This is a genomic window from Halalkalibacter oceani (assembly GCF_023715705.1).
Lineage (GTDB): Bacteria > Bacillota > Bacilli > Bacillales > Bacillaceae_D > Halalkalibacter > Halalkalibacter oceani_A.
The window spans coordinates 1-24,509 of sequence record NZ_JAMBOS010000009.1; the positions used below are offsets into that span (position 1 = coordinate 1).

Genomic DNA, 24,509 nt, shown 5'->3' on the forward strand with positions numbered 1-24,509 from the left:
GCCTTTGAGGTCTGGCCAGTAGAAGAAGTACAAATGGCGAACCGTTCAGTGGCCCTTTAGGGTCTGGTCAGCAACAAAGGCTTCCAGCCGTAGAACAAACCACCCGTTCTCACGGGTGGTTTTGATTAATGGCGCTGATTTTGTCTGGCATCCTCCGCTGATTCAAGCTTTGCTGCGCCAGGGTAATCCAGGCTTTGGTCGCGGTCGGATTCCACTCTTTTCTCCTGTCGCTTTTTCTTCTCTTGCCGGTCCTTTCCCATCGATTCGCCTCCTTTTTTTGCTTAGCTTGCCCAATAGAGCGGGTGAATTATGCAGCAACGGTTAAAACAGGGGAAATCCGGTGATAATGGGGGAAGAGGTGAGATCATTGGACGGAGTTTTTATTTATTGGTTTGGCTGGATATTGTGGATTATCATTACGTTTTTCCAGAAAAAAACAACGGCACGGCTCGTGAATGCGATGCTGCTTTTGCTCCTGCTAGCCTGCCTGCCGCTGACATTTTCGATTGACGGGATGACGGTTTCCGTTGTTTTTGTGGCGCTGATTGCGTATATTTGCTGGCAAATGAGAAGCTTCTCCTGGCGGAAGATCTGCTTTTTTCTGATCGTTTCCTGGACGATCGCGGCTGCTTACGGGGCATTCCAGCTGGTGCTGATTTTTGATCCGGTCATCGAGTTGCTGGATACGCGCTGGATGAGTGCCGGCATTGCCTTTTTATTGGCCTGCCTGTTCGTGCGTCATATCCAGCGCAGCTGTCTGTTGGCGGTGGCCGGTCTGCTTCAAGGGGAATTTGTGTTTCATTTTGTATTACAACAGTTTTTTCACTTGCAGGGAGTGACAGGTAGTCTTTATTTTTTTGATATTGTCGCCGTCACCGTGTTTTTTTACGGGGTTCTGCTAACAGCAAAAGGGATTGTCCAGCTTTTGCAGGAGACTGCGATCAGACGGCCTTTTTCTTCGCTTGAAAAAACATCGTAGAGAGGTCGACAAGTTCCGGTAAATCAAGTAATATAAAAAGGTTATGATGGAGAAAATCAGGACTGAAGGAGATTTTTTCTAGGGAGTAGCGTCTCCTGTAGTATCGGAAAGCAGAAAGGTTGTGACACGATGACAAAGCCGGTAGTTGCTATCGTCGGCCGTCCCAATGTTGGGAAATCAACGATTTTTAATCGGATCGTTGGAGAACGGGTGGCGATTGTTGAAGATATGCCTGGAGTGACGAGAGATCGCTTATATGGCAAAGGAGAATGGTTAAACCGGGAATTTAATATTATTGACACAGGGGGGATTGAGCTTGGTGACGAGCCACTGCTGCTTCAGATGCGTGAGCAGGCTGAAGTGGCGATCCAGGAAGCGGACGTCATTATTTTTATTGTAAACGGCCGCGAAGGCATTACAGCCGCTGATCAGGAAGTGGCGAAGCTGTTATTTCGCTCAGACAAGCCGGTCGTGCTTGGCGTGAACAAGGTCGACAATCCGGAAATGCAGCAGGAACTGTATGAATTTTATTCCTTGGGAATCGGCGATCCATTTCCGATTTCAGGCTCTCATGGTCTCGGGCTTGGTGATTTACTCGATGAAGTAATCAAGCATTTTCCTGAGGAAGAAGGCGATCCGTACAACGAAGATACGATCAGAATCGCCTTGATCGGCCGTCCGAATGTCGGCAAATCATCGCTCGTGAATGCGATGCTCGGAGAAGAGCGGGTCATTGTCAGCAATATTCCGGGCACGACGCGTGATGCGATTGACACGCCGTTCACAAAAGACGAACAGGAATATGTGTTAATTGACACGGCCGGAATGCGGAAGCGCGGCAAGGTCTACGAAAGCACCGAAAAATACAGCGTCCTCCGTTCCTTGAAAGCGATAGAACGCTCCAACGTCGTCCTCGTTGTGATCAATGCCGAGGAGGGCTTGATTGAGCAGGATAAAAAGATTGCCGGCTATGCCCATGAGGCGGGTCGGGCTGTTATTTTGGTCGTCAATAAATGGGATGCGGTCGAAAAAGACGACAAAACGATGCGGAATTTTGAGCAGAAGCTCCGCGATGAGTTCCTGTTTTTGAGCTACGCCCCGATTTTATTTGTTTCCGCCAAAACAAAGCAGCGTCTGCAGCATGTGCTGCCAATGGTGAAAAAGGTTTCGGAGAATCATCATTTGCGCGTGCCGACCAATGTGCTTAATGATTTGATTATGGATGCTGTGGCGATGAACCCGACGCCGACAGATAAAGGGAAACGGCTGCGGATTAACTATGTGACGCAGGTCGCTGTTGAACCGCCGACATTTGTCTTTTTTGTCAATGAGCCTGAGCTGATGCATTTTTCATATCAACGCTATTTGGAAAACCGGCTGCGCGATACCTTTGAATTTGAAGGAACGCCGATTAAAATCTTTGCACGAAAGAAAAACCTCTAAGCAGACTATTAGGGGAAGCAGCAGCGGGGGATGTCCGCTGCTCGATCTACTCCTCCCGGGTGATCATGGCAGCGCACAAAACCCGATATAAATGAAAGGGAGAGAATGGTGTGGGAGACGGATTAATCGTTATTGCTCTTATTTTTATCATTGTAAGTGGTTATTTATTAGGTTCAATCAGTTTCAGTTACATCATCGCAAAAAAAATTAAGAAAGTTGATATTCGCCAGCATGGAAGCGGGAATGCCGGAGCGACGAACACATTGCGCGTGCTCGGAGTCGGCCCGGCGGTCGCTGTTCTTGCGTTGGATATTGTAAAGGGGATCGCGGCGGTCTGGCTCGGGATTTTGCTTGCTCCTGATCAATCTGGTCTATTTCCGGCTTTGGCCGGATTGGCCGCCATCCTTGGTCACAATTGGCCGGTTTATTATGGATTCAGGGGAGGTAAGGGGGTAGCGACGACAATTGGCGTTTTGGCTACACTTGTTTTCTTCCCGGCTTTATTTGCCGGCTTGCTTGCGATTGCCAGTATTTTTATTACCCGTTTTGTCTCACTTGGTTCTTTATTATTTACGGTTTTGACACCAGTGCTGACATACGTTCTGATCGATACTTATGATTATCCTATTCTATATGTCTATTTAACAGTGGTTGTCGCCGTTTTATCGCTTTGGCGCCATCGCACGAATTTGGCACGCCTGATCAAGGGGACAGAAAGCAAGCTGGGTAAGAAAGCATAAGAATAGAGGAGGGAATGGAGATGGGAACGATTTCCGTACTGGGAGCTGGAAGCTGGGGCACCGCGCTGGCGATGGTTTTGGCCGACAACGGACATGAGGTGCGTCTGTGGGCAAGGCGGAAAGAACAAATTGAAGAAATTAATAAGCAGCATACGAATGAAGCGTACCTTCCGGGCGTGACGCTTTCCGCAGAGATTGTCGGCTACGATTCGATGCAACAGGTCGTAGAGGATACAGATGCGATTCTGCTCGTCGTCCCGACAAAGGCGATGCGCGAGACGGTTGCCGAACTGCGGAAGGTGCTGAAAAAAAAGGTTGTGATGATCCATGCGAGCAAGGGGATCGAACCAGGCACCCATAAGCGGATTTCAGAGATGATTGAAGAGGAAATGAAGGGCTCTGAGCTGCTTGAGGCTGTCGTCGTGCTGTCGGGACCGAGCCATGCCGAAGAGGTCAGTCAGAGGCAGCCGACGACGGTAACGGTGTCCTCCAAATGTCATCAGGCGGCCGAGTTCGCGCAGGATTTGTTTATGAATCAGCATTTTCGCGTGTACACGAACCCGGACTTGATCGGCGTCGAGATCGGCGGCGCGCTGAAAAACATTATCGCCCTTGTTTGCGGCTTAACGCAAGGACTGGGAATGGGCGATAATCCAAAGGCGGCAATCATGACGCGTGGCCTTGCCGAAATCGGCCGCCTCGGCGTGAAGCTCGGGGCGAATCCGCTAACCTTTGCCGGCCTGTCAGGCTTAGGCGACTTAATTGTAACTTGCACGAGTATTCATTCGCGTAACTTTCGCGCCGGTAAGCTGATTGGCGAAGGAAAAACGCTCGATGAAGTGCTTGACTCGATGGGGATGGTCGTCGAGGGGATTCAGACGACGAAGGCTACCCATGAGCTTGCCGAAAAATGCGGGGTCGATATGCCGATCACCGCTTCGCTCCACGCTGTCTTATTTGATGGCGTACAGCCTAAGGATGCAGCGGAGGGGCTGATGGGACGGGTGAAAAAACATGAGGTTGAACAGCTGTCCTCAGATATTGTTGAGGCGGCCTATCGTCAGAACTAAATAACCAGATTTAACCCTTAGTGGGCGATTGAGGCACCACCTTCCTTCGAATTGCATACGATATGGTGATTACGAATGAGGGAGGGTGCCGTATGTTCCAAAATAATAATGACCCATCTATTATGGACCAAATTCAAAAGAAGACGAGTGTCAAGCCAGATGAACTCCTCAAGCTTGCCAATTCGGTCAGTCAGGCGAATCTTCAAGACGAAGCAACTGTAAGGCAATTAATCGCCCAAGTCGCAAAGCTTGCAAATAAACCTGTTTCAAAAGAAAAAGAAGACCAGATTGTGAATGCGATTATTAATAACAACATGCCGACTGATTTTGCTTCTCTTGCGAAGATGTTCAATAAAAAATAACAGCTGGATAGGCTGCTGACGAAGCACACTAGCAGTTTGTGCATATAGTAGTAACGAACGAACATTACAATAGGGCTGTTCAATTGAAGGGTTTCGTCAAAAACCGGAGAAGTGTGCCCCCACTTCTCCGGTTTTCGTTTTTTCAAGCGGCGACGTTTTTGTGACTGATTGCGCTGAGGATTCCATTCTTTTTTCCTGATATGCTATAATACGAGTGATCGTCAGAAGGAGTGATAGAATTGTCACAAGCATTAATGAATATGTGGATTTCTTTTTTTGCGTTGGCCTTAATGTTTATTTCAGCAGGGGCGGCGATTTTCAGCCGTGAAAAATTAAAAGGCTGGCTGCAAAAAACGGTGCTGGCTTTTTCCTTTGTGTGCCTGTTAATTTCCGGAATCATCGTCTTCCTGATTGTCATCGGCGGTCCAACAGCTACGATGTAGGGAGAGGAGATAATAGAATGAAACAAATCAGTTGTACAAGCCTTATTGTGTTGCTCGGTTTGCTGCTTTCAGGCTGCATGTATCCGAATGAGCAGCGCGCCGAAAATCAAATTCCGTACCCGGACCAGCTTCAGGCTGTTCAGCAGGCGATTGAGCAGTTCCAGACCGACACAGGGGTGCTGCCGATCCGGACCTTCGATGAAACGACGTCGAAGTATCAGCGTTATGTCGTTGATTTCAATCAATTGGTTCCGCGCTATATGCAGGAGCCGCCCGGGACAGCGTTTGAAAATGGCGGTGTCTTTCAGTATGTGCTCGTGAACGTCGAGGAAGCGCCTGAAGTGAAAGTGATTGATTTGACCACGCAGCGGGCGATTCAGCAGATGCAGCAGCGCATCAACGATTATATGCGCCAGCATACATACGTCCCTATCGATGAGATCCTCGATGTCGGATTGTTTCGGCTTGATCATCAGGCGCTCGGGTATGACGAAGCGCCCCATGTGAAAAGCCCGTATCATGAAACACAGCTGCCGCTTTTGTTTACGAATGACGGCGAGATTATCATCGATTACCGGATTGATTTAAACAGGATGCTTCAGGAGCACGGCCATTCCTTTGCCGAAGGGGAAGATATTCGCCCTTTGCTCTATGAACACAGCCCGTTTGTGCCGAACCGCAGCATCCCGTATGTGCTTGATGAAAACGGCGAGCCGGCTTACGCGATCACACTTGACAAAAATTAACGAGGAAAAATTGGTCTATTGCCCCTTTCTATTTGATATATATATCAAAGGAAGGGGCAATTGTTTTTGAACGACCCCTTCTCGGTGACCGAAAAGAAATTCATCTTATCGTTCAGGTTTCTTGCTGACGATTGTCATAAACGTTGGACAACATCATAAACATGATAGTGTCCAAGGTTTACGGAAACGAAGATGGGTTTCACATCTTTACTTAATCGGGAGGGGATCAAGTGGAAAAGGTAGATATTTTTAAAGATATTGCCGAGCGAACCGGCGGCGATATTTATCTTGGGGTAGTGGGTGCTGTCCGGACGGGAAAATCAACCTTCATAAAGAAATTTATGGAGCTTGTTGTCTTGCCAAATATTGAGAATGAGTCGGATAAGGCGAGAGCGCAGGATGAGCTGCCGCAAAGCGCGGCTGGAAAAACAATTATGACGACGGAACCGAAATTTGTGCCGAATCAAGCTGTTTCCATTCATGTTGATGAAGGACTCGATGTCAACATCCGCCTCGTCGATTGTGTCGGCTATGCGGTTCCTGGGGCGAAGGGCTACGAGGATGAGCATGGACCACGGATGATCAATACACCGTGGTATGAAGAGCCGATTCCTTTCCAGGAAGCAGCTGAAATCGGGACGAGAAAAGTAATCCAGGAGCATTCGACGCTTGGAGTCGTCATTACGACCGATGGTTCAATTGGGGAAATTCCGCGTTATGATTATATCGAGTCAGAAGCGCGGGTTGTCGAGGAATTAAAAGAGGTCGGCAAGCCGTTCATCATGATTGTGAACAGCGTCCGTCCTCATCATCCGGATACAGAGAATTTACGGCGTCAGCTTTCAGAGGAGCATGACATTCCGGTGCTGGCGATGAGCATTGAAAGCATGACCGATCAGGATATTAACAATGTCCTGCGTGAAGTATTGTTTGAATTCCCTGTCCATGAAGTCAATGTGAATCTTCCGAGCTGGGTGATGGTCTTAAAGGAAGAGCATTGGCTCCGTCAAAGCTATGAGGAATCCGTCCGCGAAACGGTGAAGGACATTAAGCGGCTGCGTGACGTTGATCGCGTTGTCGGCCAGTTCACCGAATATGAGTTCATCGATGATGCTCGCCTGGCCGGGATTGAAATGGGCCAGGGCATTGCCGAAATTGATTTATACGCTCCGGATGATCTATACGACCAGGTGCTGAAGGAAGTCGTCGGCGTCGAAATCCGCGGGAAAGATCATCTGCTGCAGCTGATGCAGGAGTTCTCCCATGCCAAGTCTGAATATGATCAGGTGGCCGAGGCGTTGCGAATGGTGAAGCAGACAGGATACGGCATTGCCGCGCCTGCGCTGTCCGATATGAGTCTCGATGAGCCGGAAATCATTCGCCAGGGTGCGCGTTTTGGCGTCAGACTGAAGGCGGTTGCTCCGTCGATTCATATGATTAAAGTTGATGTCGAGTCGGAGTTTGCGCCGATTATCGGAACAGAAAAGCAGAGTGAAGAGCTTGTCCGTTATTTGATGCAGGATTTTGAAGAAAATCCGCTCTCGATCTGGAATTCCGATATTTTCGGCCGGTCGTTGAATTCGATCGTCAGAGAAGGGATCTCCGCGAAGCTGTCGCTCATGCCTGAAAATGCGCGTTATAAACTGAAGGAAACATTGGAAAGAATCATTAATGAGGGTTCAGGCGGGTTGATCGCCATCATCCTTTGAGTTGCAGAAGCCCCGAGAAAAAGAAGCTGCTGAAAAAGTACGATTTTCACTTTTTCGGCAGCTTTTTCGGTATAAGTATTTGCACGATTCAGAGCTTCGAACCCGCTCCGGGGATGGGGCAAAATAACGTATCTACTGTGTTTACCGGAATGCCGAACAAAGCACTACCGTACGAAGTCTATTTCAGGAGCGCCGGATTCCCCTCTTTTCATTTGTTCGGATCGACATATAGAAAATCCTTTGGACCCGCCCTCGTTTTGTCCATGGTCTGAAAGGTTGTGTTCAACCTTTGCCCGGGCTTCTTTAATTTTTCAGGGCTGAACAAGGCAAAAACAGCCGAATCATGATAAACTAGAGAGAAAGTCGAAATTAGTGCCTGTCTTCTCTCCAGTGGCGGAGAAGGCAAATGAACAGGAGCGTGAGTCAATGAACAATCAAAATGAATTTTTTGTGATAAAAGCGAAGGAAAACGGGGTGAATGTCATCGGGCTGACAAGAGGCTCGGATACACGCTTTCACCATTCAGAAAAGCTGGACAAGGGTGAAGTGATGATTGCCCAGTTTACCGAGCATACATCAGCGGTAAAAGTCCGCGGCAAGGCGATTATTCAAACGAGTCATGGGACGATGGATACAGAGGATTAGCATTTGTACACAGGAAAGGGAGTTTTGGTACCTTGTTATGTGGAACATATGATATAATAGATGCGCGTTAGTGATTTACAACAACGATTGTCGGAACTTGGGGGACGTAAAAATGGTAACAATCAGTCAGTTTAATGAGGTCGTAAAAGAGATCAACGAGAGCTTCTACAGCTTAATCAGGCATCCTTATTTAGAAAAGTACATAGACGAACCGGTTGTGGATGAAGATAAGGTTCGCTTTTTGTATGCCGGTCTTTATCGGCACCTGCCGGCTGAGGAAGCGAAAATGTTTACGATTTCATCCTTGCTTGTTCAGGCTGCGCTTGATGTACATGAAGCGGTTACCCTCCATAAAGTAACGACAGATGCCGGCAGAAAGAACCGTCAGCTGACGATTTTGGCCGGCGATTACTACAGCAGCTTGTATTATTATCTTCTGGCGGAGAATAAGCATCTTCCGATGGTTCGCGTATTCAGCCATTCGATTCAGGAAATCAATGAAAGCAAGATGAACCTGTACGGCTCTGATCAGCTCAGCTATCAAGAAGCGATGGAGAATATGGCGCTGATCGAATCATTATTAATGCAAAACATGGTAAAGCACTTTGGTGAGGATAAATGGGCGGCTGTGATGAAAGATTATTTCTATTTAAAGCGGCTGCTGTTTGAAAAAGTGGAATGGCTGGAAGGAAAGACGTATCCGGTGATTCAGGCGATTTTTCAAGAGGCTGACGGGCCGAAGGAAGTGCCTGAGCTGATTGAGAGAAAAGTGGAGGATGTCAAAGACCGTTTATTGAAAAACAGCCGCTTGTTAGAGACATGCACCGGTTTCGTGATTGAGCATGTCGATGCGCTGTTTGAGCGGACGGCATGGCAAGAAAAGGTAGCAGAAGAAGGGTGAGCCTGATGGGACAGTCAAAGGAAGAACGTGTTCATCAAGTATTTGAATCGATTTACAAAAAGTATGATGTAATGAACTCCGTGATCAGCTTTCAGCGCCATAAAGCGTGGCGGAAAGATACGATGAAACGGATGGATGTAAAGGAAGGGCAGTCCGCGCTTGACGTTTGCTGTGGAACGGCGGACTGGACGATTGCCTTAGCCGAGGCCGTCGGCAAGAGCGGCAAGGTCGAAGGACTTGATTTCAGCGAGAATATGCTAAAAATCGGCGAGGAAAAGAGACAGGAACGTAACCTCAGCCAAGTGACACTCCGCCATGGAAACGCGATGGAGCTGCCTTATGATGATAATCAGTTTGATTATGTCACGATTGGCTTTGGGCTTCGGAACGTACCGGACTATCTGCAAGTGTTGCGGGAAATGCAGCGTGTTGTCAAACCGGGAGGCCTCGTCGTTTGCCTGGAAACGTCCCAGCCGACGATTCCTGTGTTTAAGCAGCTGTATTTTTTTTATTTCCGTCGGATTATGCCGCTGTTTGGCAAAATCTTCGCCAAAAGCTATCAGGAATATTCCTGGCTGCAGGAGTCGACGATGTCCTTTCCTGATCGGGACAAGCTCGCTGAAATGTTTAAGGAGGCCGGGTTGACAGATGTCGAAGTGAAGCCTTATTCAGGAGGCGTCGCCGCGATGCATGTAGGAAGAAAACCCGCCTTTTAATTTGGGGAAGAATTGGAGCAGATAGTTGTGATTAGAAAGTTAAGAATCATCCTTGAAATGATCAAATTTGAACATACGGTTTTTGCATTGCCCTTCGCCTATTTTGGCGCAGTTCTCGGCGCCTATATTGTCAATGACGCATGGCCGAGTTTGTCGCAATGGATCTGGATTACGGTGGCGATGGTCGGAGCAAGAAGCGCGGCGATGTCGTTAAACCGGGTGATTGACGAACAAATTGATAAGCATAATCCACGTACGGCCGGCCGGGCGATTCCCGCAGGCCTGATTTCAAAGGTGGAGGTGCTCTTTTTTATTGTCATTTCCTTTGTGCTGCTCTTTACGGCAGCATTCCAGTTGAACCTTCTGGCGGTTTATTTGCTGCCGCTCGCCGTCTTTTTTCTCGTGATTTACTCGTATACGAAGCGTTTTACCTGGGCGTGTCATTTGATTTTAGGCATAACGATCGGCATCGCGCCGTTGGGAGGCTGGGTCGGAGCAACCGGCACACTCACTTGGGATGCGTTTATTCTGTTTGTCGCGGTCGCCTTGTGGACGGCCGGATTTGACGTGATTTACGCGACGCAGGATGCTGATTATGACCGGGAACATCAGCTGCATTCGATTCCGAGCCGCTTTGGCATTAAGCGGGCTTTAATGCTCGCGCGCCTGTTTCATGTTATCAGCTTTGCCGCTTTTTTAACGCTGTTTTTCACTACTCCGCTCGGCTGGCTGTACTTGATCGGCGTGATCATCGCCGGAGGCATTATGCTTTATGAGCATACGATCGTTTCGGACGATGATTTGACCAAAGTCAATGTCGCGTTTTTCACGATGAATGGAATTTTGAGTATCGTGATGTTTATTTTTACGATTGGGGATGTATGGCTATGAATGCATTAGAGAACGACGTTCAGCGCAAAATAGCTGAAGGCGTGTCTCACTTGGAAAAAAAGGAAGGTGAAGGGAAATGAGCCTCGTTATTGGAGAAATTTCCTACACGAACATTTTACCAATGTTTTATCATCTTGACCGGCAGATGCTCAAGCAGGCCAACTGTCACTTTACGCCGCAGGTGCCGGCCCAGCTGAACAAAGCGATGGCTGCCGATCAGGTTGATATCGGCGGAATTTCTTCGTTTGCTTATGCGGCTAATGCCGGGGCTTACACGTTATTGCCGAACCTTTCTGTCACCTCTTACGGCAATGTCAATTCGATTTTCTTATTTTCGAAGCTTCCGATTGAGCAGCTTAACGAAAAAAAGATTGCCCTGACTTCGAGCTCCGCTACGTCTGTCCATCTGTTGAAAATTATTCTTGAGCATTTTTATTCATTCGGTGTGCAGTACACGACGATGAAGCCGGATTTTACCGCAATGCTGCGCGAGCATGACGGCTGCCTGTTAATCGGCGATGATGCGATCAGAGCGAAACGCAGTCTGCCTGACGGGCTGTTCAGTTATGATCTCGGGGAAATTTGGTACAAGCAGACAGGGCTGCCGATGGTGTATGCCGTTTTCGCGGTCAGAAATGAAGCGATTAACAAGCGGGCTGAATTGGTAGGAACAGTCTATCAATCCTTTTTAGCGAGTAAGCAACTTAGTGAAGAGCTGAACTATCAGCCGATGATCGCCGACATTGTAAAAACGCACGGGGGGAGTGAGGATTTTTGGAATCTTTATTTTCAACAGCTGTGCAACGACTTCGGCGAAACCGAGCAGCGAGGTCTGCTTTATTTTTACCGGTTAGCTTATCAGCTCGGCTATTTGCAGCAGCCGGTTGACAAGCTGGCGATCTGGAATTCCGTTTTGACAAAGAAAATGCTTGCCAATAATGAATTGTAATGTTTCAATCAAAACGAGACAATTTTTTCTATAGGCAGAAAGTCGCTGTAATGGAGTAAGGTGGATGATATGAAACTAACCGATATCTATATGAAATTTCAATCTGATATTGTCGTGATTGAACGGGAGCTTGAGGCGACTGTTCAGGCACGGCATCAAGTATTACGACAAGCCTCGACCCACTTATTAAAAGCAGGCGGAAAACGAATTCGCCCTGTTTTTGTGCTGCTTTCAGCCAAGTTCGGCACCTATGATATTGATGTGCTCAAGCATATTGCTGTCCCGCTTGAACTGATCCATATGGCTTCTCTCGTCCATGATGATGTCATTGATGATGCTGAGCTGCGCCGTGGAAAGAAGACGATCAAATCCCAGTGGGATAACCGGGTGGCGATGTATACGGGTGACTATATCTTCGCCAAAGCGGTTGAAACGTCAACCTTTTTTGACCATCCGGAAATCCATCAGATTTTATCGTATGCGATCGTTGAAATGTGCATTGGCGAGGTCGAGCAAATCCGTGATCAGTACAACTGGCAGCAGAACTTCCGCATTTATTTACGGAGAATTAAGCGGAAAACCGCTTTGCTGATTGCCGTAAGCTGTAAATTAGGCGCGCTGGCGGCCGGTGCTGACCGTGATGTTCAGCATCACCTGTTTACATTTGGTTACAATGTCGGGATGTCATTCCAAATCACCGATGATATTCTCGATTTTGTCGGAACGGAAGAGCAGCTGGGAAAGCCGGCCGGCGGCGACTTGCGCCAAGGAAATGTGACGTTGCCGGCCTTGTATGCGATGCAGCATGACGAGAAGGTAAGAGCGATGATTGAGCAGGCGCTCTCAACCGACTACCCAGAGCAGGCTGATATGGAGCCGATTTTGGAGGCGATTAAGAAATCTGGCGGGATTGAATATTCACTTGAGATCAGCGACCGTTATCTGGAACGGGCGTACGACGCGCTTAAATCTCTTCCGGAGACGCAAGCAAAGACCTATCTCAGTGAAATTGCCGCTTATATCGGCAAGCGGAAGTTTTAGCAGATCGTTTAGCGGCTTAAACTTGCGCTTTCCTTCGGCAACGATTGACGCTAAAACTTCCTGCTTGACATGGGAGACAACCCATTGTCGTTCATGTAAAACTTTGCTATACTGAGAGAGGTTTTGAACACATAGAAGAAAGTAAAAGGGAGCGAATGACGAATGGAACGTACATATTTAATGATTAAGCCTGATGGTGTGCAGCGCAATTTAATTGGTGAGGTTGTTTCTCGTTTTGAAAAGAAAGGCTTTACACTTGTCGGTGCCAAGCTGATGACGGTTTCAAAGGAAACGGCTGAAACTCACTATGCTGAGCATAAGGAGCGCCCATTCTTCGGAGAGCTTGTTGATTTTATTACGTCCGGCCCTGTATTCGCGATGGTTTGGGAAGGCGAAAATGTTATCTCAACGGCGCGTACAATGATGGGAGCGACCAACCCTGCTGACGCAGCGCCAGGAACGATCCGCGGCGACTACGGTGTTCAAGTGGCGATGAACGTCATTCACGGTTCTGATTCACCTGAAAGCGCGGCGCGTGAAATCAGCATTTTCTTCACGGAAGAAGAGCTGAACAGCTATGAAAAAACGATTAGCAAATGGGTGTAAGCGGATAAACACCGTCTGCTAGAGATATCATCTTGCAGAGAGGCTCGACACCTTGCTTCGGGGATGTTTCAACCGGTCGGATGCGATCTGTTGAAGCATCCCCTTTTTAAGATAAGGAGTGTCTCCAGTTTGTTATAGCGGATAAATGAGTAATGAGGGGAATGCAAATGAGTGAAGACTATCAGCAATTCGTGCACCTGATTAAAGGAAAGACCGGGATTGATCTGTCGCTATACAAAGAAGCGCAAATGAAGCGGAGACTGGCATCGCTGCGCGATAAAAAAGGCTATCGCACTTTTCGTCTATTTTATGAAGCAATTTGTCAAGACGAGAAGCTATTTAACGAATTTTTAGAGCGAATGACGATTAATGTGTCAGAATTTTACCGCAATGCGAAGCGCTGGGAGGTGCTTGAGCAGAAAATCCTTCCGCGGCTGTTGCGGGAGAAGCCGCGCCTTAAGCTTTGGAGCGCGGCGTGTTCCACAGGGGAGGAACCTTATACACTGGCGATGATTATGAGCAAATTTATGCCGTTAAAGGACATCTCGATTTTGGCGACTGATATTGACCAGGCGATTCTCGAGCGGGCGAAAGCAGGTCTGTATCCGGAACGATCGTTAAAGGAAGCGCCGCCTGAGGCGGTACGGGCGTTCTTTCATAAAGAACCGATCGGCTACCGGGTGAAGCAGGAAATCAAAGATACGGTTTCCTTTAAACGGCAAAACCTGCTGGCCGACCGGTTTGACGATCACTATGATTTGATTATCTGCCGTAATGTGATGATTTACTTTACCGAGGAAGCGAAGCATGAGCTCTATCATAAATTCAGCCGCGCTCTGCGGCCGGGCGGTGTGCTGTTTGTCGGCAGCACCGAGCAGATTTTCAATCCGGGCGCCTATCAGTTTTGCTCGGAGGATACATTTTTTTATCAAAAAAGCAAGAACGGTACATCATAAGCGGGGAAGAGACATTAGACGAAAAGCGTCGAATTTTGCTACAATAGGTAATTAATATCGAAATGTTCGTATTTTTTTCGAGACAGCAATCTGAAAGCATGTTATAATTTAACGCATAAAAGCGATAAAGAAAGCTATGAAAAAAAGGGGATAGATACACAGCGGCTCACAAAAGAGAATGATGCGGAGCCACCCCTGATGCGAGGAAAGAAAACAGCTGAACGTGTAGGCATAGGAGGAATTTAGATGAGATACTTAACCGCTGGTGAATCACATGGTCCCCAGCTGACGACGATTATTGAAGGGGTTCCGGCCCAATTGGAGCTGGTGGCGGAAGATATTAATGTCGACCTCGCCCGTCGCCAGGGCGGCTATGGCCGCGGCAGAAGAATGCAAATTGAAAAGGACCGGGTTCAGCTTTTAAGTGGAGTCAGACACGGACGCACGACCGGAGCGCCGATCGCTCTTGTCGTCGAGAATAAGGATTGGACGCACTGGACGAAGATTATGGGTGCCGAGCCGTTAAGCGGTGAAGAAGAAAAAGAAGTGAAGCGTAAAATCACCCGTCCGCGCCCTGGGCATGCTGATTTGAACGGAGCGATTAAATATGGTCACCGCGATATGAGAAATGTGCTGGAGCGTTCTTCCGCGAGGGAAACAACGGTTCGCGTCGCGGCAGGGGCTGTTGCCAAGAAAATTCTCGCTGCGTTTGGCATCGAGGTTGGTGGACATGTACTCGAAATCGGCGGCGTCAAAGCCCAACAGGTTGAGTATTCGTCCGTCGCCGATCTGCGCGAGCGCTCAGAGGCTTCTCAAGTCCGCTGTCTTGATGAGCAGGCGAGTGTGAAGATGATGGAAGCGATCGATAAGGCGAAGAATGATGGGGATTCCATCGGCGGGATTGTCGAGGTTGTCATCGAGAATGTACCGGTCGGTCTTGGTAGCCATGTTCATTATGATCGCAAGCTCGATGCGAAAATCGCCGCTGCGGTCATGAGCATCAACGCGTTTAAAGGGGTTGAAATCGGCATCGGCTTTGAAGCAGCTCATTTGCCGGGCAGTCAGGTTCATGATGAAATTATTTGGGATGAGGAGCACGGCTATCGTCGCAAAACAAACCGGCTTGGTGGATTCGAAGGCGGGATGACAACGGGAATGCCGATTGTTGTCCGCGGTGTGATGAAGCCGATCCCGACTTTATACAAGCCACTGCAAAGTGTCGATATTGATACGAAAGAGCCGTTTGCCGCGAGCATTGAACGTTCTGACAGCTGTGCTGTTCCGGCGGCATCGGTCGTCGCTGAGGCGGTCGTCGCGTGGGAGGTTGCCAACGCATTGCTTGAAACCTTTGGTCATGATCAGATTCCGGCTATTCAGGAGAATGTCAAGCGTCATCAGGAACAGGCGAGGGAATTTTAATGCGAAAGGTCGCGATTAATACGCCGTCTAAGTCGTATGATGTCTTTATTGAAGCGGGCCTGCGCCGGGAGATCGGCCGGCGGATGGACGATGTGCTGGTGCAGCCGGCTTCGTCCGTCCTGATTATTAGCGACTCTGTCGTCGCCCCGCTTTATTTGGATGATGTAAAAAACAGTTTTTCCGGTCTGGCTGTTCATACAGCCGTAATTACGGCCGGAGAAGCGTCAAAGTCATTTGCCGTTTATGAACAGCTTTTGACAAAGGCGCTTGAGGCCGGTCTTGACCGGAAATCGGTTATCGTCGCCCTTGGCGGCGGCGTGGTCGGTGATATCGCCGGGTTTGTCGCCGCGACCTTCATGCGGGGTATTCGTTTTATTCAAGTTCCGACGACTTTGCTGGCACATGACAGCAGTGTCGGCGGCAAGGTGGCGATTAATCACCCGCTCGGGAAAAACATGGTCGGCAGCTTTCATCAGCCGGAAGCTGTCTTTTATGACACGGAAGTTCTTTATTCTTTGTCTGAACGGGAATGGCGTTCCGGCTTTGCGGAAGTGATGAAGCACGGTCTGATTCGTAAGCCATCCTTTCTGACATGGCTGCAGACGACGGTTTCATCGCTTGAAAAAATTCCGGTTGAGGTGCTAGATGAGCTGCTTGAGCAATCGATTGCCGTGAAAGCTGAAATTGTTGCCGAAGATGAAAGGGAAGCTGGCGTACGCGCCTATTTAAATTTAGGTCATACGTTGGGCCATGCGCTTGAAACGAAGCTCGGCTACGGCAAGCTGACCCACGGAGAGGCCGTCGTGATCGGCATCGTCTTTGCGATGCGGCTGAGTACGAAGCTTTGCGGCTTATCTGCGAATGTGGATGACTATGAAAAATGGTTTCAAAGCCTTGGCTATGAAACGAAGATACCGGCTCATTTGCAGGCTGATGAATTAATTGAAACGATGATGAAAGATAAAAAGACCGAGGGCGGGACGATTCGGATGGTGTTGCTGCGCAGCATTGGCGAAGCAACGACAATGGCGGTGTCGTCTGCCGAGATTAAACAATTTCTAGTGGAGCGAGCGGAGGTGGACTAAGGCATGGTGCGCGGTATCAGAGGAGCAACGACGATTGACGATAATAACGAACAGGCAATCAGCGAGGCGACAAGCGAGCTTGTGACGAAGATGATAGAAGCAAATCAGATTGTGCCCGAAAGCGTCGCTCATGTTCTCATCACGGTAACCGAGGATGTGACAGCGGCTTTTCCGGCGAAGGTCGTCCGGCAATTTCCGGGATGGTCCTATGTCCCTGTCGTTTGCGCGCAGGAAATTCCGGTACCCGGCAGTCTACCGAAATGTATCCGGGTATTGATGACAGTCAATACAGATGTCAAGCAGGATCAGATTGTTCATGTATATCAGCGTGAAGCGACAAAGCTTCGCCCTGATTTATCGGCGAGCGGATCCTGATCTTTTTATTTGACGAATGATTCAGAAAAGTGATAGACTTACGATAGCAGAGTTGAGTGAAAGTATGAGTTTATTTACCAGATACGAAGAGTATGAGTTGAGAATGAGAATGAGCCGAGGAGAGCAGAGTTTAGCTGAGGAATAAAGAAACATTCAATCCTCCTACCTCTATATGGTCCGGGAGGATTTTTTATATGACAGGCATGGAGTCTGTGGAGCGCGTTCGAGGCTGGAGAGGGACTGCTTTTCTTCCAGCCGCGGGCTTACGCGGTGTCCGTTGCTACTCATTTCGTTTGCCCTCCCCTCTTTTTCATTCCTTCTAATTTAAGGAGGATTGCCATGATTACCCCATCATTTTCCGATTTTCAATCATCATGCCAGAGCTACAAAACGATTCCCGTTGTTCAGCGTTTTTTCGCGGACGGTCTTACCCCTGTGCAAATTGTACACCAACTTGAATCCCAGGTCAGCTTTTTACTGGAAAGTAAGGATGAGCAGTCGCCTTGGTCGCGTTATTCCTTTATCGGCTTGAATCCGATGCTTGAATTAGTAGAGGAGCAAGGCGCATACCGGACATATACAGATCAGCGCGAGCTTGTCGTCGAAAAAGAGTCGTTTCAGACGGCGTTTCAAGCGACGATGGCATATTTGAACGTCGAGCCGGTCGATGTGCCGATCCCGTTTCGCGGCGGTGCGGTCGGCTACATGAGCTATGACGCGATCGAAACGATCGAACCGACGCTGCAAACCGCGTCGACGGAGCGCGTCCCACATTATCAGTTTTTATTTTGTCAGACGCTAATCGCTTATGATCATACGAAAAAGGAATTAACGATTTTGGTCCATTCCCGTCCGGAGCAGGGGCAGGAAGAGCGGGCTTACGCTGAGGCAATTGCCGAGATCGAACGTGTCTCCTCGCTGCTTGAACAGCCGGTAAGCGGCTTAATGCTGAAGCAGCTGCCGCAAACCGGTGAAGAGGTCTCATTTGAGAATGTCACCTCTAATTATAAGAAGGAAGCGTTCCTTAAGGATGTGGAGAAGATCCAGGAATACATCCGCGCGGGGGATGTGTTTCAAACGGTGCTGTCACAGCGGTTTGAAATGAATGTCTCAGCGACGGCGCTCGAGATATACCGGGTACTGCGAATGATCAACCCGTCTCCGTATTTGTTTTATCTGAAATTTGACGAGCTGGAAGTGGTCGGCAGCTCGCCGGAAAGGCTCGTTCAGGTTCAGGATGGCCATGTGGAAATTCACCCGATTGCCGGCACGAGAAAGCGCGGTAAGGATGAGGCCGAGGATGCGCGGCTCGAAGCTGATCTGCTTGCCGATGAAAAGGAGCGAGCCGAGCATTATATGCTTGTTGATTTGGCACGAAATGACGTCGGACGCATTGCTGAATATGGCTCTGTCGAAACCCCGACCTTGCTTGAAATCGGTCGCTTTTCCCACGTGATGCACATTATTTCCAAGGTGACAGGACGGCTGCGCCGTGATACGGAGCCGTTGGAGGCTTTAATGGCTTCCTTTCCGGCCGGAACGGTATCCGGTGCGCCCAAGATTCGGGCGATGGAGATTTTGCAGGAGCTCGAACCGACGAAGAGAGGCTTATATGCCGGGGCGATCGGCTACTTAGGCTTCGATGGAAATATTGATTCATGTATTGCGATTAGAACGATGATTATTCAGCAGGGGAAAGCCTATATTCAGGCCGGTGCCGGCATCGTCGCTGATTCTGTTCCGGAAAAGGAATTTGAAGAAACGGAGAATAAAGCGAAGGCGCTAATCCGTGCGGTGCAGGTCGCGGAGAAAATGTTCGGCACAGAGGCTAAGCAAAGCGAAAATGAGGAGGTCGTCAAGCATGCTTAAAGCATTATTACGGAAATGTATGAACGGAGAGACATTGACAGAGAAGGAAGCGCAGGCGGCGATGGACGAAATTATGCGAGGAGAAGCGACGCCGAGCCAGATTGCGAGCCTTGTGACGGTGATGCGATTTCGCGGGGAAACGGTCGAAGAGATGACCGGCTTTGCCCGTTCGATGCGGGCACATTCAGTAACGATTCCCGAGACGAAGCTTGATGTCGTCGATACATGCGGGACGGGCGGCGATGATCTTGGTACGTTCAATATTTCGACAACGACAGCGATCGTTCTGTCTGCGCTCGGCGTTCCGGTTGCTAAGCATGGCAATCGTGCCGTTTCCTCAAAAAGCGGCAGTGCCGATGTGCTGGAGGAGCTGCAGATGGCGATCCAATATTCACCGGAGGAAGCGCAGCAGGCGCTGCAGCAGACGAACTTGTGCTTTTTATTTGCCCCGCTCTATCATCAGTCGATGAAGCATGCCGTTGCGCCGCGGAAGGAAATTGGTTTCCGAACGATTTTCAATTTGCTTGGTCCATTGACCAATCCGGCTAATGCGAAGCATCAGCTGATCGGTGTGTATGACGAGGCATTTGCCGAGAAAATGGCAGAAACATTGAGCAGGCTCGGGACGACGCGTTCGCTGCTCGTAACCGGGGGCGAAGGACTTGATGAGCTTTCGATTACGACGGAATCGCATATTATCGAAGTGAACGGGACGGAACAGAAGCGGTATTCGCTCACGCCGGAAGAGGTCGGCCTAACGCGCGGGACACTGGAGGAAATCCAGGTTGAGACGCCGAAGGAAAGTGCGGCATTGATTAGGAGTGTGCTTGCCGGAAAAGCGAATGCGTCTGCGGAGGGCATCGTCGCGCTCAATGCTGCGGCAGCGCTTTATGCCTCGAAGCGGGTTGCGTCGATCAAAGAGGGAGTGACGCTTGTGCAGGAGGCGATTTCCTCCGGCCGTGTCTATCGCCATTTTGAAAAGCTGACAACAGAGCAAAAGGAGACTGAACAACATGCTTGAGAAAATTTTGCAAACAAAGCAAAAGGAAGTAAGCGGGCTGGTTCTTCCCCCTCAGGAAGACGTGACACGCTATTCGCTGTATGAGGCGTTGCGCGCGCCGACGCGGGAGACGGCCCTGATTGCTGAAGTGAAAAAAGCGTCGCCGTCGAAGGGGCTGATCCGCGCAGATTTCGATCCGGTGGAATTTGCCAAAGGCTATCAGGCAGGGGGAGCTGATGCGATTTCCGTCTTAACCGACCGTGACTATTTTCAGGGAGACCCGGCTTATTTGTCAGCAGTCAAGCGCGCAGTTCAGTTGCCGGTTATGCGCAAGGATTTCATCATCGCTGAAGCGCAGGTCGAGGAAACAGTCCGGATCGGCGCTGACGCGATGCTGTTAATTGTCGGCGCAGTGCCGGTCGATAAGCTGAAGCAGTTGTATGAGCTTGCCTACGAGAAAGGGCTTGAATGCTTAGTCGAAGTCCATGCGAAAGAAGAGCTTGAACAGCTTTTGTCAGCTTTCACGCCGAAGATTATCGGCGTCAATAATCGCAATCTGAAAACATTCGAAACGTCGCTTGCGCAAACAGAGGAGATGGCTCCGCTCATCCCGGAATCGAGCTTGTTTGTCAGTGAGAGCGGCATCTTTACAAGAGCGGATATTGACCGCGTCCGGAAAGCAGGAGCGTCCGGGGTGCTCGTCGGTGAATCGTTGATGCGGGCTGACTCACCGGAGCAAGGGATCAGTGATTTATTTGGAGGCGAAGCGCGTGTCTTTCCTTCTTAAGCTGTGCGGGAATCATTCTGCCGAGGATACAGAAATCGCGCTGATGAGCGGAGCGGATTATGCCGGCTTTGTCTTTGCCGAAAGCAAACGCCAGGTCACGCGCGAACAGGTCAAAGAATGGCTTGCCAGTTATCACGGCAAGAAACGTCCGAAAATCGTCGCGCTGTTTGTCAATGCGGCGGCGGAGCAAATTGCCGAAACGGTGGTCGAGCTGCCGATTGATATTATTCAATGTCATGGAGCAGAAACGCCAGAAAAGGTAAAAGAGATTAAAAAGCAAACAGGATTGCCTGTTTGGAAAGTGATCCATCACGAAGATGACGCATTGCAGAAAATGAAAGCATATGAAGGCATTGTTTTAGGCTATGTGGTGGATTGCAAGGTCGGGAAGCAATGGGGCGGGACAGGAGTTTCCTTTGATTGGAAGTATGTCCCTCATTATATCGCAGAGGGGCGCCGGCAAAAGGTACCCGTCTTAATAGCCGGCGGTATTCGTCCGGAAAACGTCGGCGAGCTGATGCGCTATCAGCCAGACGGAATTGACGTCTCAAGCGGAATCGAGCAGGACGGCCGCAAATCAAGGGTGCTAGTCGAGCAGCTAGTGGAAAGGATGAACAATAATGGCAGTGATCTATCCAGATAAACGAGGGCGCTTCGGTGATTTTGGCGGAAAATATGTGCCGGAAACGCTAATGAGTGTAATTGAAGAGCTTGAGCAGGCATTGGATGAAGCAATGGCCGATCAAGCTTTTATCGAAGAGTATCATCATCAGCTGCGGGAGTATGCGGGCAGACCGACAGCATTATCATACGCCGGACAGCTGAGTGAGAATTTGGGCGGCGCTAAAATATACTTAAAGCGGGAAGATCTCCTTCATACAGGGGCGCACAAGCTCAACAACGCAATGGGTCAGGCATTGCTGGCGAAACGAATGGGCAAAACGAAAATTGTCGCCGAAACAGGCGCCGGTCAGCACGGAGTAGCGTCTGCGACGATCGCCGCCCGCTTTGGCTTGGAATGTAAAGTATTTATGGGGGAAGAGGATATGGAGCGACAGGCGCTCAACGTCTTCCGGATGGAGCTTCTCGGAGCGGAAGTTATTCCGGCGACTTCCGGCAGCAAAACGCTGAAAGATGCGACGAACGAAGCAATCCGCTACTGGGTGGCGAATGCCGAGGATACGTTTTATTTAATCGGCTCTGTTGTCGGCCCGCATCCGTATCCTAAGATGGTTCGCGATTTTCAGCGTATTATTGGTGACGAGGCACGCAAACAATTGCTTGAGCGTGAAGGAAAGCTTCCGAACGAAGTGATCGCCTGCGTTGGCGGGGGAAGCAATGCGATCGGGACATTTTATCCGTTTCTCGACGATGACGTCCGTCTGATTGGTGTGGAAGCAGCCGGGCTTGGCGTGGAAACCGACAAGCATGCGGCGACGATCACTAAGGGTACGAAAGGGGTCATTCATGGTTCTTTGACGTATTTATTGCAGGATGAAGCTGGACAGATTACGGAGCCATATTCGATTTCTGCCGGTCTTGATTATCCAGGCATCGGACCTGAGCATGCGTATCTTGCGGCGAGTGGGCGCGTAAGCTATGATGCGGTGACCGATCAGCAGGCATTGGACGCACTGAAGCTGCTTTCCGAAACGGAAGGGATCATTCCGGCGGTGGAAAGCGCCCACGCGCTGGCGAAAGCATGTGAACGCGCCCAGCAGCTGACGAAGGAAGATACGATTCTCGTCTGCTTATCAGGCCGGGGCGATAAAGACGTCCATACATTAATGAAACATTTTCGAGGTGAATCTGATGGCGAGTAAGCGTATGGAAGCAGCGATGAATTCGAACAAGCCTTTATTTATTCCTTTTATTACAGCCGGTGATCCTTCTGCCGAGGCGACGGTCGAGCTCGCCCTGATGCTGGAGGAAGCAGGGGCAAGCCTGTTGGAGCTCGGTATTCCATATTCCGATCCACTGGCGGACGGTCCGACGATCCAGGCCGCTTCGAAGCGGGCTCTTGCCGACGGGATGACGCTGGAGCAGGCTTTGCAGCTCGTTCCGCTCATGCGTGAAAAAGGGCTGACGATACCGGTGATCATTTTTACGTATTTTAATCCGCTTTTGCAATACGGGGAGCGCCGCTTTACTGAAGAGGCGGCTGAGCTTGGCATCGACGGTGTCCTCGTTCCCGATCTTCCTTATGAGGAGAGCGAAGAGCTGGGCAGTTTATGCCGCCAAAAGGAGCTGGTGCTCATTTCTCTTGTCGCGCCGACCTCGCGTGAACGGATGGTAAAAATTGCTGAGCGGGCCGAAGGGTTTTTGTACTGTGTCTCCTCACTTGGCGTCACAGGCGTCCGGTCTGAGCTTGACCCACGAGTGTATGACTTTTTGACAACCGTTCGCGAAGCAAGCCGGATTCCGACAGCGGTCGGCTTCGGGATTTCAACGGCAGAACAGGTGAAGGTGATGAATGAGCATGCCGACGGAGTAGTCGTTGGAAGCGCGTTGGTCGCCGAAATCGGTGCGCGCGCGGAAGCGTTGAAGCAGCCGGCGACAAGAGCCGAGGCGCTTGCGGAAATAAAAACGTTTGTCTCTCGGCTTATTTCGTCGTAACATAGAGATATACGATTATGACATAGATGGGGTGCTGACGATGCAGGTGAAACCACAATTACTCGGTCTTCCTTCCTATAAACCGGGGAAGCCAATTGAAGAAGTGAAAAAGGAGCTCGGGCTGTCGAAAGTAATTAAGCTTGCCTCGAATGAAAATCCGTTCGGCGCTTCGCCGAAAGCAACGGAAGCGATTCGGGAGCTTGCGACAAGCACGGCGATTTATCCGGATGGATATGCCGCTGTTCTGCGGGAAAAGGTCGCAAAAAAAATTGGCGTTGAGCAAAATCAGCTGATTTTCGGAAACGGCTCGGATGAGATCATCCAGTTTCTTTGCCGAGCGTTGCTAGATGAGAATACGAATACGGTCACGGCTGATCCAACTTTTTCACAATATAAGCTGAATGCGACGATTGAAGGCGCGGAAGTACGCGAGATCGCCTGCAAGCAGGACGGCACTCATGATTTGGATGCGATGCTTGAGGCGATTGACGAGAATACGCGCATCGTTTGGGTATGCAATCCGAATAACCCTTCCGGTACATATATCGATCAGGCGAGCTTCGAGCAGTTTTTGAAGAAGGTCCCTCAGGATGTACTCGTTGTTTCAGATGAAGCCTACTACGAATATGTGACAAAAGACGATTATCCACAATCGATCCCTCTTTTGAAGGCATATAAAAATTTGATCGTGCTCCGAACATTTTCGAAGGCCTATGGGTTAGCGGCGCTTCGCGTCGGCTACGGCGTCGGCGATGCTGACTTCATTTCCAAGCTTGACCCGGTGCGCCCGCCGTTCAACAATACGACATTTGCTCATGCTGCGGCTGCGGCTGCGCTTGATGATGATCAGTTTATTGCCGAATGTGTGCAAAAAAACAGTGAAGGCATAAGGCTCTATGAAGCATTTTGTGAGGAGCAGGGACTTACCTACTACTCTTCGCAGGCGAACTTCATCTTAATTGATTTTGAGCGTTCCGGAGATGAGGTTTTTGATTATTTATTAAAGCGCGGCTTTATTATCCGCTCCGGTGAAGCGTTAGGCTTTCCAACATGTGCCCGGATTACGGTAGGCAGCCAGGAAGAAAATGAGGAAATACTTTCGATATTGAAGGAAATGTTGCAAACACAGCCGATTGGACAAAACTAACAAGTTTCTGTTCT

27 protein-coding genes are annotated in these 24,509 nt (G+C 49.5%); 26 read left to right on the forward strand and 1 reads right to left on the reverse strand.

All coding sequences use genetic code 11. The annotated features are described in order from the left end of the window. Nucleotides 1–125 precede the first annotated feature (125 nt). Nucleotides 126–260 (reverse strand): YpzI family protein, encoded by a 135-nt coding sequence (locus M3212_RS10485; RefSeq protein ID WP_251193921.1) that lies wholly within the window; start codon nt 258–260, stop codon nt 126–128. A 107-nt stretch (nt 261–367) separates the two neighbouring features. On the opposite strand from M3212_RS10485, the gene M3212_RS10490 reads away from it, so the two are divergent. The 26 genes from M3212_RS10490 (at nt 368) to hisC (ending at nt 24,495) form a co-directional block, all read left to right on the forward strand. After that, nucleotides 368–979: a YphA family membrane protein gene (locus M3212_RS10490; RefSeq protein ID WP_251193922.1), complete on the forward strand. Its 612-nt coding sequence runs from the start codon at nt 368–370 to the stop codon at nt 977–979. A 129-nt stretch (nt 980–1,108) separates the two neighbouring features. Continuing rightward, nucleotides 1,109–2,422, forward strand: a complete 1,314-nt coding sequence (gene der, locus M3212_RS10495; RefSeq protein WP_251193923.1) for a ribosome biogenesis GTPase Der — start codon at nt 1,109–1,111, stop codon at nt 2,420–2,422. 110 nt (nt 2,423–2,532) lie between these two features. Next, the gene (gene plsY, locus M3212_RS10500; protein ID WP_434084043.1) at nt 2,533–3,162 is read left to right on the forward strand and encodes a glycerol-3-phosphate 1-O-acyltransferase PlsY; all 630 of its coding nucleotides are present in this window, start codon (nt 2,533–2,535) and stop codon (nt 3,160–3,162) included. 20 nt (nt 3,163–3,182) lie between these two features. Next, complete coding sequence (locus M3212_RS10505; protein WP_251193924.1) at nt 3,183–4,232, forward strand: NAD(P)H-dependent glycerol-3-phosphate dehydrogenase; 1,050 nt, start codon at nt 3,183–3,185, stop codon at nt 4,230–4,232. A gap of 92 nt (nt 4,233–4,324) precedes the next feature. Then, nucleotides 4,325–4,594, forward strand: coding sequence for a stage VI sporulation protein F (locus tag M3212_RS10510; RefSeq protein ID WP_251193925.1), 270 nt, complete (start codon nt 4,325–4,327; stop codon nt 4,592–4,594). Nucleotides 4,595–4,824: 230 nt separating this feature from the next. Beyond that, complete coding sequence (locus tag M3212_RS10515) at nt 4,825–5,037, forward strand: DUF2768 domain-containing protein (protein ID WP_349774188.1); 213 nt, start codon at nt 4,825–4,827, stop codon at nt 5,035–5,037. A gap of 17 nt (nt 5,038–5,054) precedes the next feature. Beyond that, nucleotides 5,055–5,783: a hypothetical protein gene (locus M3212_RS10520; protein ID WP_251193927.1), complete on the forward strand. Its 729-nt coding sequence runs from the start codon at nt 5,055–5,057 to the stop codon at nt 5,781–5,783. A gap of 230 nt (nt 5,784–6,013) precedes the next feature. Then, on the forward strand, nt 6,014–7,492 hold the full coding sequence (spoIVA, locus tag M3212_RS10525; protein ID WP_251193928.1) for a stage IV sporulation protein A: 1,479 nt from the start codon (nt 6,014–6,016) through the stop codon (nt 7,490–7,492). A gap of 426 nt (nt 7,493–7,918) precedes the next feature. Then, nucleotides 7,919–8,137 (forward strand): trp RNA-binding attenuation protein MtrB, encoded by a 219-nt coding sequence (gene mtrB / locus M3212_RS10530; RefSeq protein WP_251193929.1) that lies wholly within the window; start codon nt 7,919–7,921, stop codon nt 8,135–8,137. A gap of 112 nt (nt 8,138–8,249) precedes the next feature. After that, nucleotides 8,250–9,038, forward strand: coding sequence for a heptaprenyl diphosphate synthase component 1 (locus M3212_RS10535; protein WP_251193930.1), 789 nt, complete (start codon nt 8,250–8,252; stop codon nt 9,036–9,038). A gap of 5 nt (nt 9,039–9,043) precedes the next feature. Continuing rightward, nucleotides 9,044–9,754: a demethylmenaquinone methyltransferase gene (menG, locus tag M3212_RS10540; protein WP_251193931.1), complete on the forward strand. Its 711-nt coding sequence runs from the start codon at nt 9,044–9,046 to the stop codon at nt 9,752–9,754. Between the two features lie 27 nt (nt 9,755–9,781). Continuing rightward, the gene (locus M3212_RS10545; RefSeq protein WP_251193932.1) at nt 9,782–10,645 is read left to right on the forward strand and encodes a UbiA-like polyprenyltransferase; all 864 of its coding nucleotides are present in this window, start codon (nt 9,782–9,784) and stop codon (nt 10,643–10,645) included. Nucleotides 10,646–10,721: 76 nt separating this feature from the next. After that, nucleotides 10,722–11,594 (forward strand): menaquinone biosynthesis protein, encoded by an 873-nt coding sequence (locus tag M3212_RS10550; protein WP_251193933.1) that lies wholly within the window; start codon nt 10,722–10,724, stop codon nt 11,592–11,594. A 69-nt stretch (nt 11,595–11,663) separates the two neighbouring features. Then, nucleotides 11,664–12,635, forward strand: coding sequence for a heptaprenyl diphosphate synthase component II (hepT, locus tag M3212_RS10555; protein WP_251193934.1), 972 nt, complete (start codon nt 11,664–11,666; stop codon nt 12,633–12,635). Between the two features lie 162 nt (nt 12,636–12,797). Further along, on the forward strand, nt 12,798–13,241 hold the full coding sequence (gene ndk, locus M3212_RS10560; RefSeq protein ID WP_251193935.1) for a nucleoside-diphosphate kinase: 444 nt from the start codon (nt 12,798–12,800) through the stop codon (nt 13,239–13,241). A 167-nt stretch (nt 13,242–13,408) separates the two neighbouring features. Next, a complete protein-coding gene (locus M3212_RS10565; protein WP_285874261.1) occupies nt 13,409–14,197 on the forward strand; it encodes a CheR family methyltransferase in 789 nt (262 codons plus the stop codon). A 246-nt stretch (nt 14,198–14,443) separates the two neighbouring features. Continuing rightward, nucleotides 14,444–15,616 carry a chorismate synthase gene (gene aroC / locus M3212_RS10570; protein WP_251193936.1) on the forward strand — a complete coding sequence of 391 codons (1,173 nt, stop codon included), beginning with the start codon at nt 14,444–14,446 and terminating at the stop codon, nt 15,614–15,616. Further along, nucleotides 15,616–16,701 (forward strand): 3-dehydroquinate synthase, encoded by a 1,086-nt coding sequence (gene aroB / locus M3212_RS10575; RefSeq protein ID WP_251193937.1) that lies wholly within the window; start codon nt 15,616–15,618, stop codon nt 16,699–16,701. The genes aroC and aroB overlap by 1 nt, the downstream gene beginning before the upstream one ends. Nucleotides 16,702–16,704: 3 nt before the next feature. Beyond that, nucleotides 16,705–17,076 carry a chorismate mutase gene (aroH, locus tag M3212_RS10580; RefSeq protein ID WP_251193938.1) on the forward strand — a complete coding sequence of 124 codons (372 nt, stop codon included), beginning with the start codon at nt 16,705–16,707 and terminating at the stop codon, nt 17,074–17,076. A 339-nt stretch (nt 17,077–17,415) separates the two neighbouring features. Further along, the gene (gene trpE, locus M3212_RS10585) at nt 17,416–18,945 is read left to right on the forward strand and encodes an anthranilate synthase component I (RefSeq protein ID WP_251193939.1); all 1,530 of its coding nucleotides are present in this window, start codon (nt 17,416–17,418) and stop codon (nt 18,943–18,945) included. Continuing rightward, nucleotides 18,938–19,966: an anthranilate phosphoribosyltransferase gene (trpD, locus tag M3212_RS10590; protein ID WP_251193940.1), complete on the forward strand. Its 1,029-nt coding sequence runs from the start codon at nt 18,938–18,940 to the stop codon at nt 19,964–19,966. The genes trpE and trpD overlap by 8 nt, the downstream gene beginning before the upstream one ends. After that, the gene (trpC, locus tag M3212_RS10595) at nt 19,959–20,732 is read left to right on the forward strand and encodes an indole-3-glycerol phosphate synthase TrpC (RefSeq protein ID WP_251193941.1); all 774 of its coding nucleotides are present in this window, start codon (nt 19,959–19,961) and stop codon (nt 20,730–20,732) included. Before trpD ends, trpC begins: the two co-directional genes overlap by 8 nt. Beyond that, nucleotides 20,716–21,375: a phosphoribosylanthranilate isomerase gene (locus tag M3212_RS10600; RefSeq protein ID WP_251193942.1), complete on the forward strand. Its 660-nt coding sequence runs from the start codon at nt 20,716–20,718 to the stop codon at nt 21,373–21,375. Before trpC ends, M3212_RS10600 begins: the two co-directional genes overlap by 17 nt. After that, nucleotides 21,353–22,555 (forward strand): tryptophan synthase subunit beta, encoded by a 1,203-nt coding sequence (gene trpB, locus M3212_RS10605; RefSeq protein ID WP_251193943.1) that lies wholly within the window; start codon nt 21,353–21,355, stop codon nt 22,553–22,555. The genes M3212_RS10600 and trpB overlap by 23 nt, the downstream gene beginning before the upstream one ends. Further along, nucleotides 22,545–23,348, forward strand: coding sequence for a tryptophan synthase subunit alpha (gene trpA, locus M3212_RS10610; protein WP_251193944.1), 804 nt, complete (start codon nt 22,545–22,547; stop codon nt 23,346–23,348). The genes trpB and trpA overlap by 11 nt, the downstream gene beginning before the upstream one ends. A 40-nt stretch (nt 23,349–23,388) precedes the next feature. Then, entirely contained in the window at nt 23,389–24,495 is a 1,107-nt protein-coding gene (gene hisC / locus M3212_RS10615) for a histidinol-phosphate transaminase (protein WP_251193945.1), read from the forward strand. Nucleotides 24,496–24,509 lie beyond the last annotated feature (14 nt).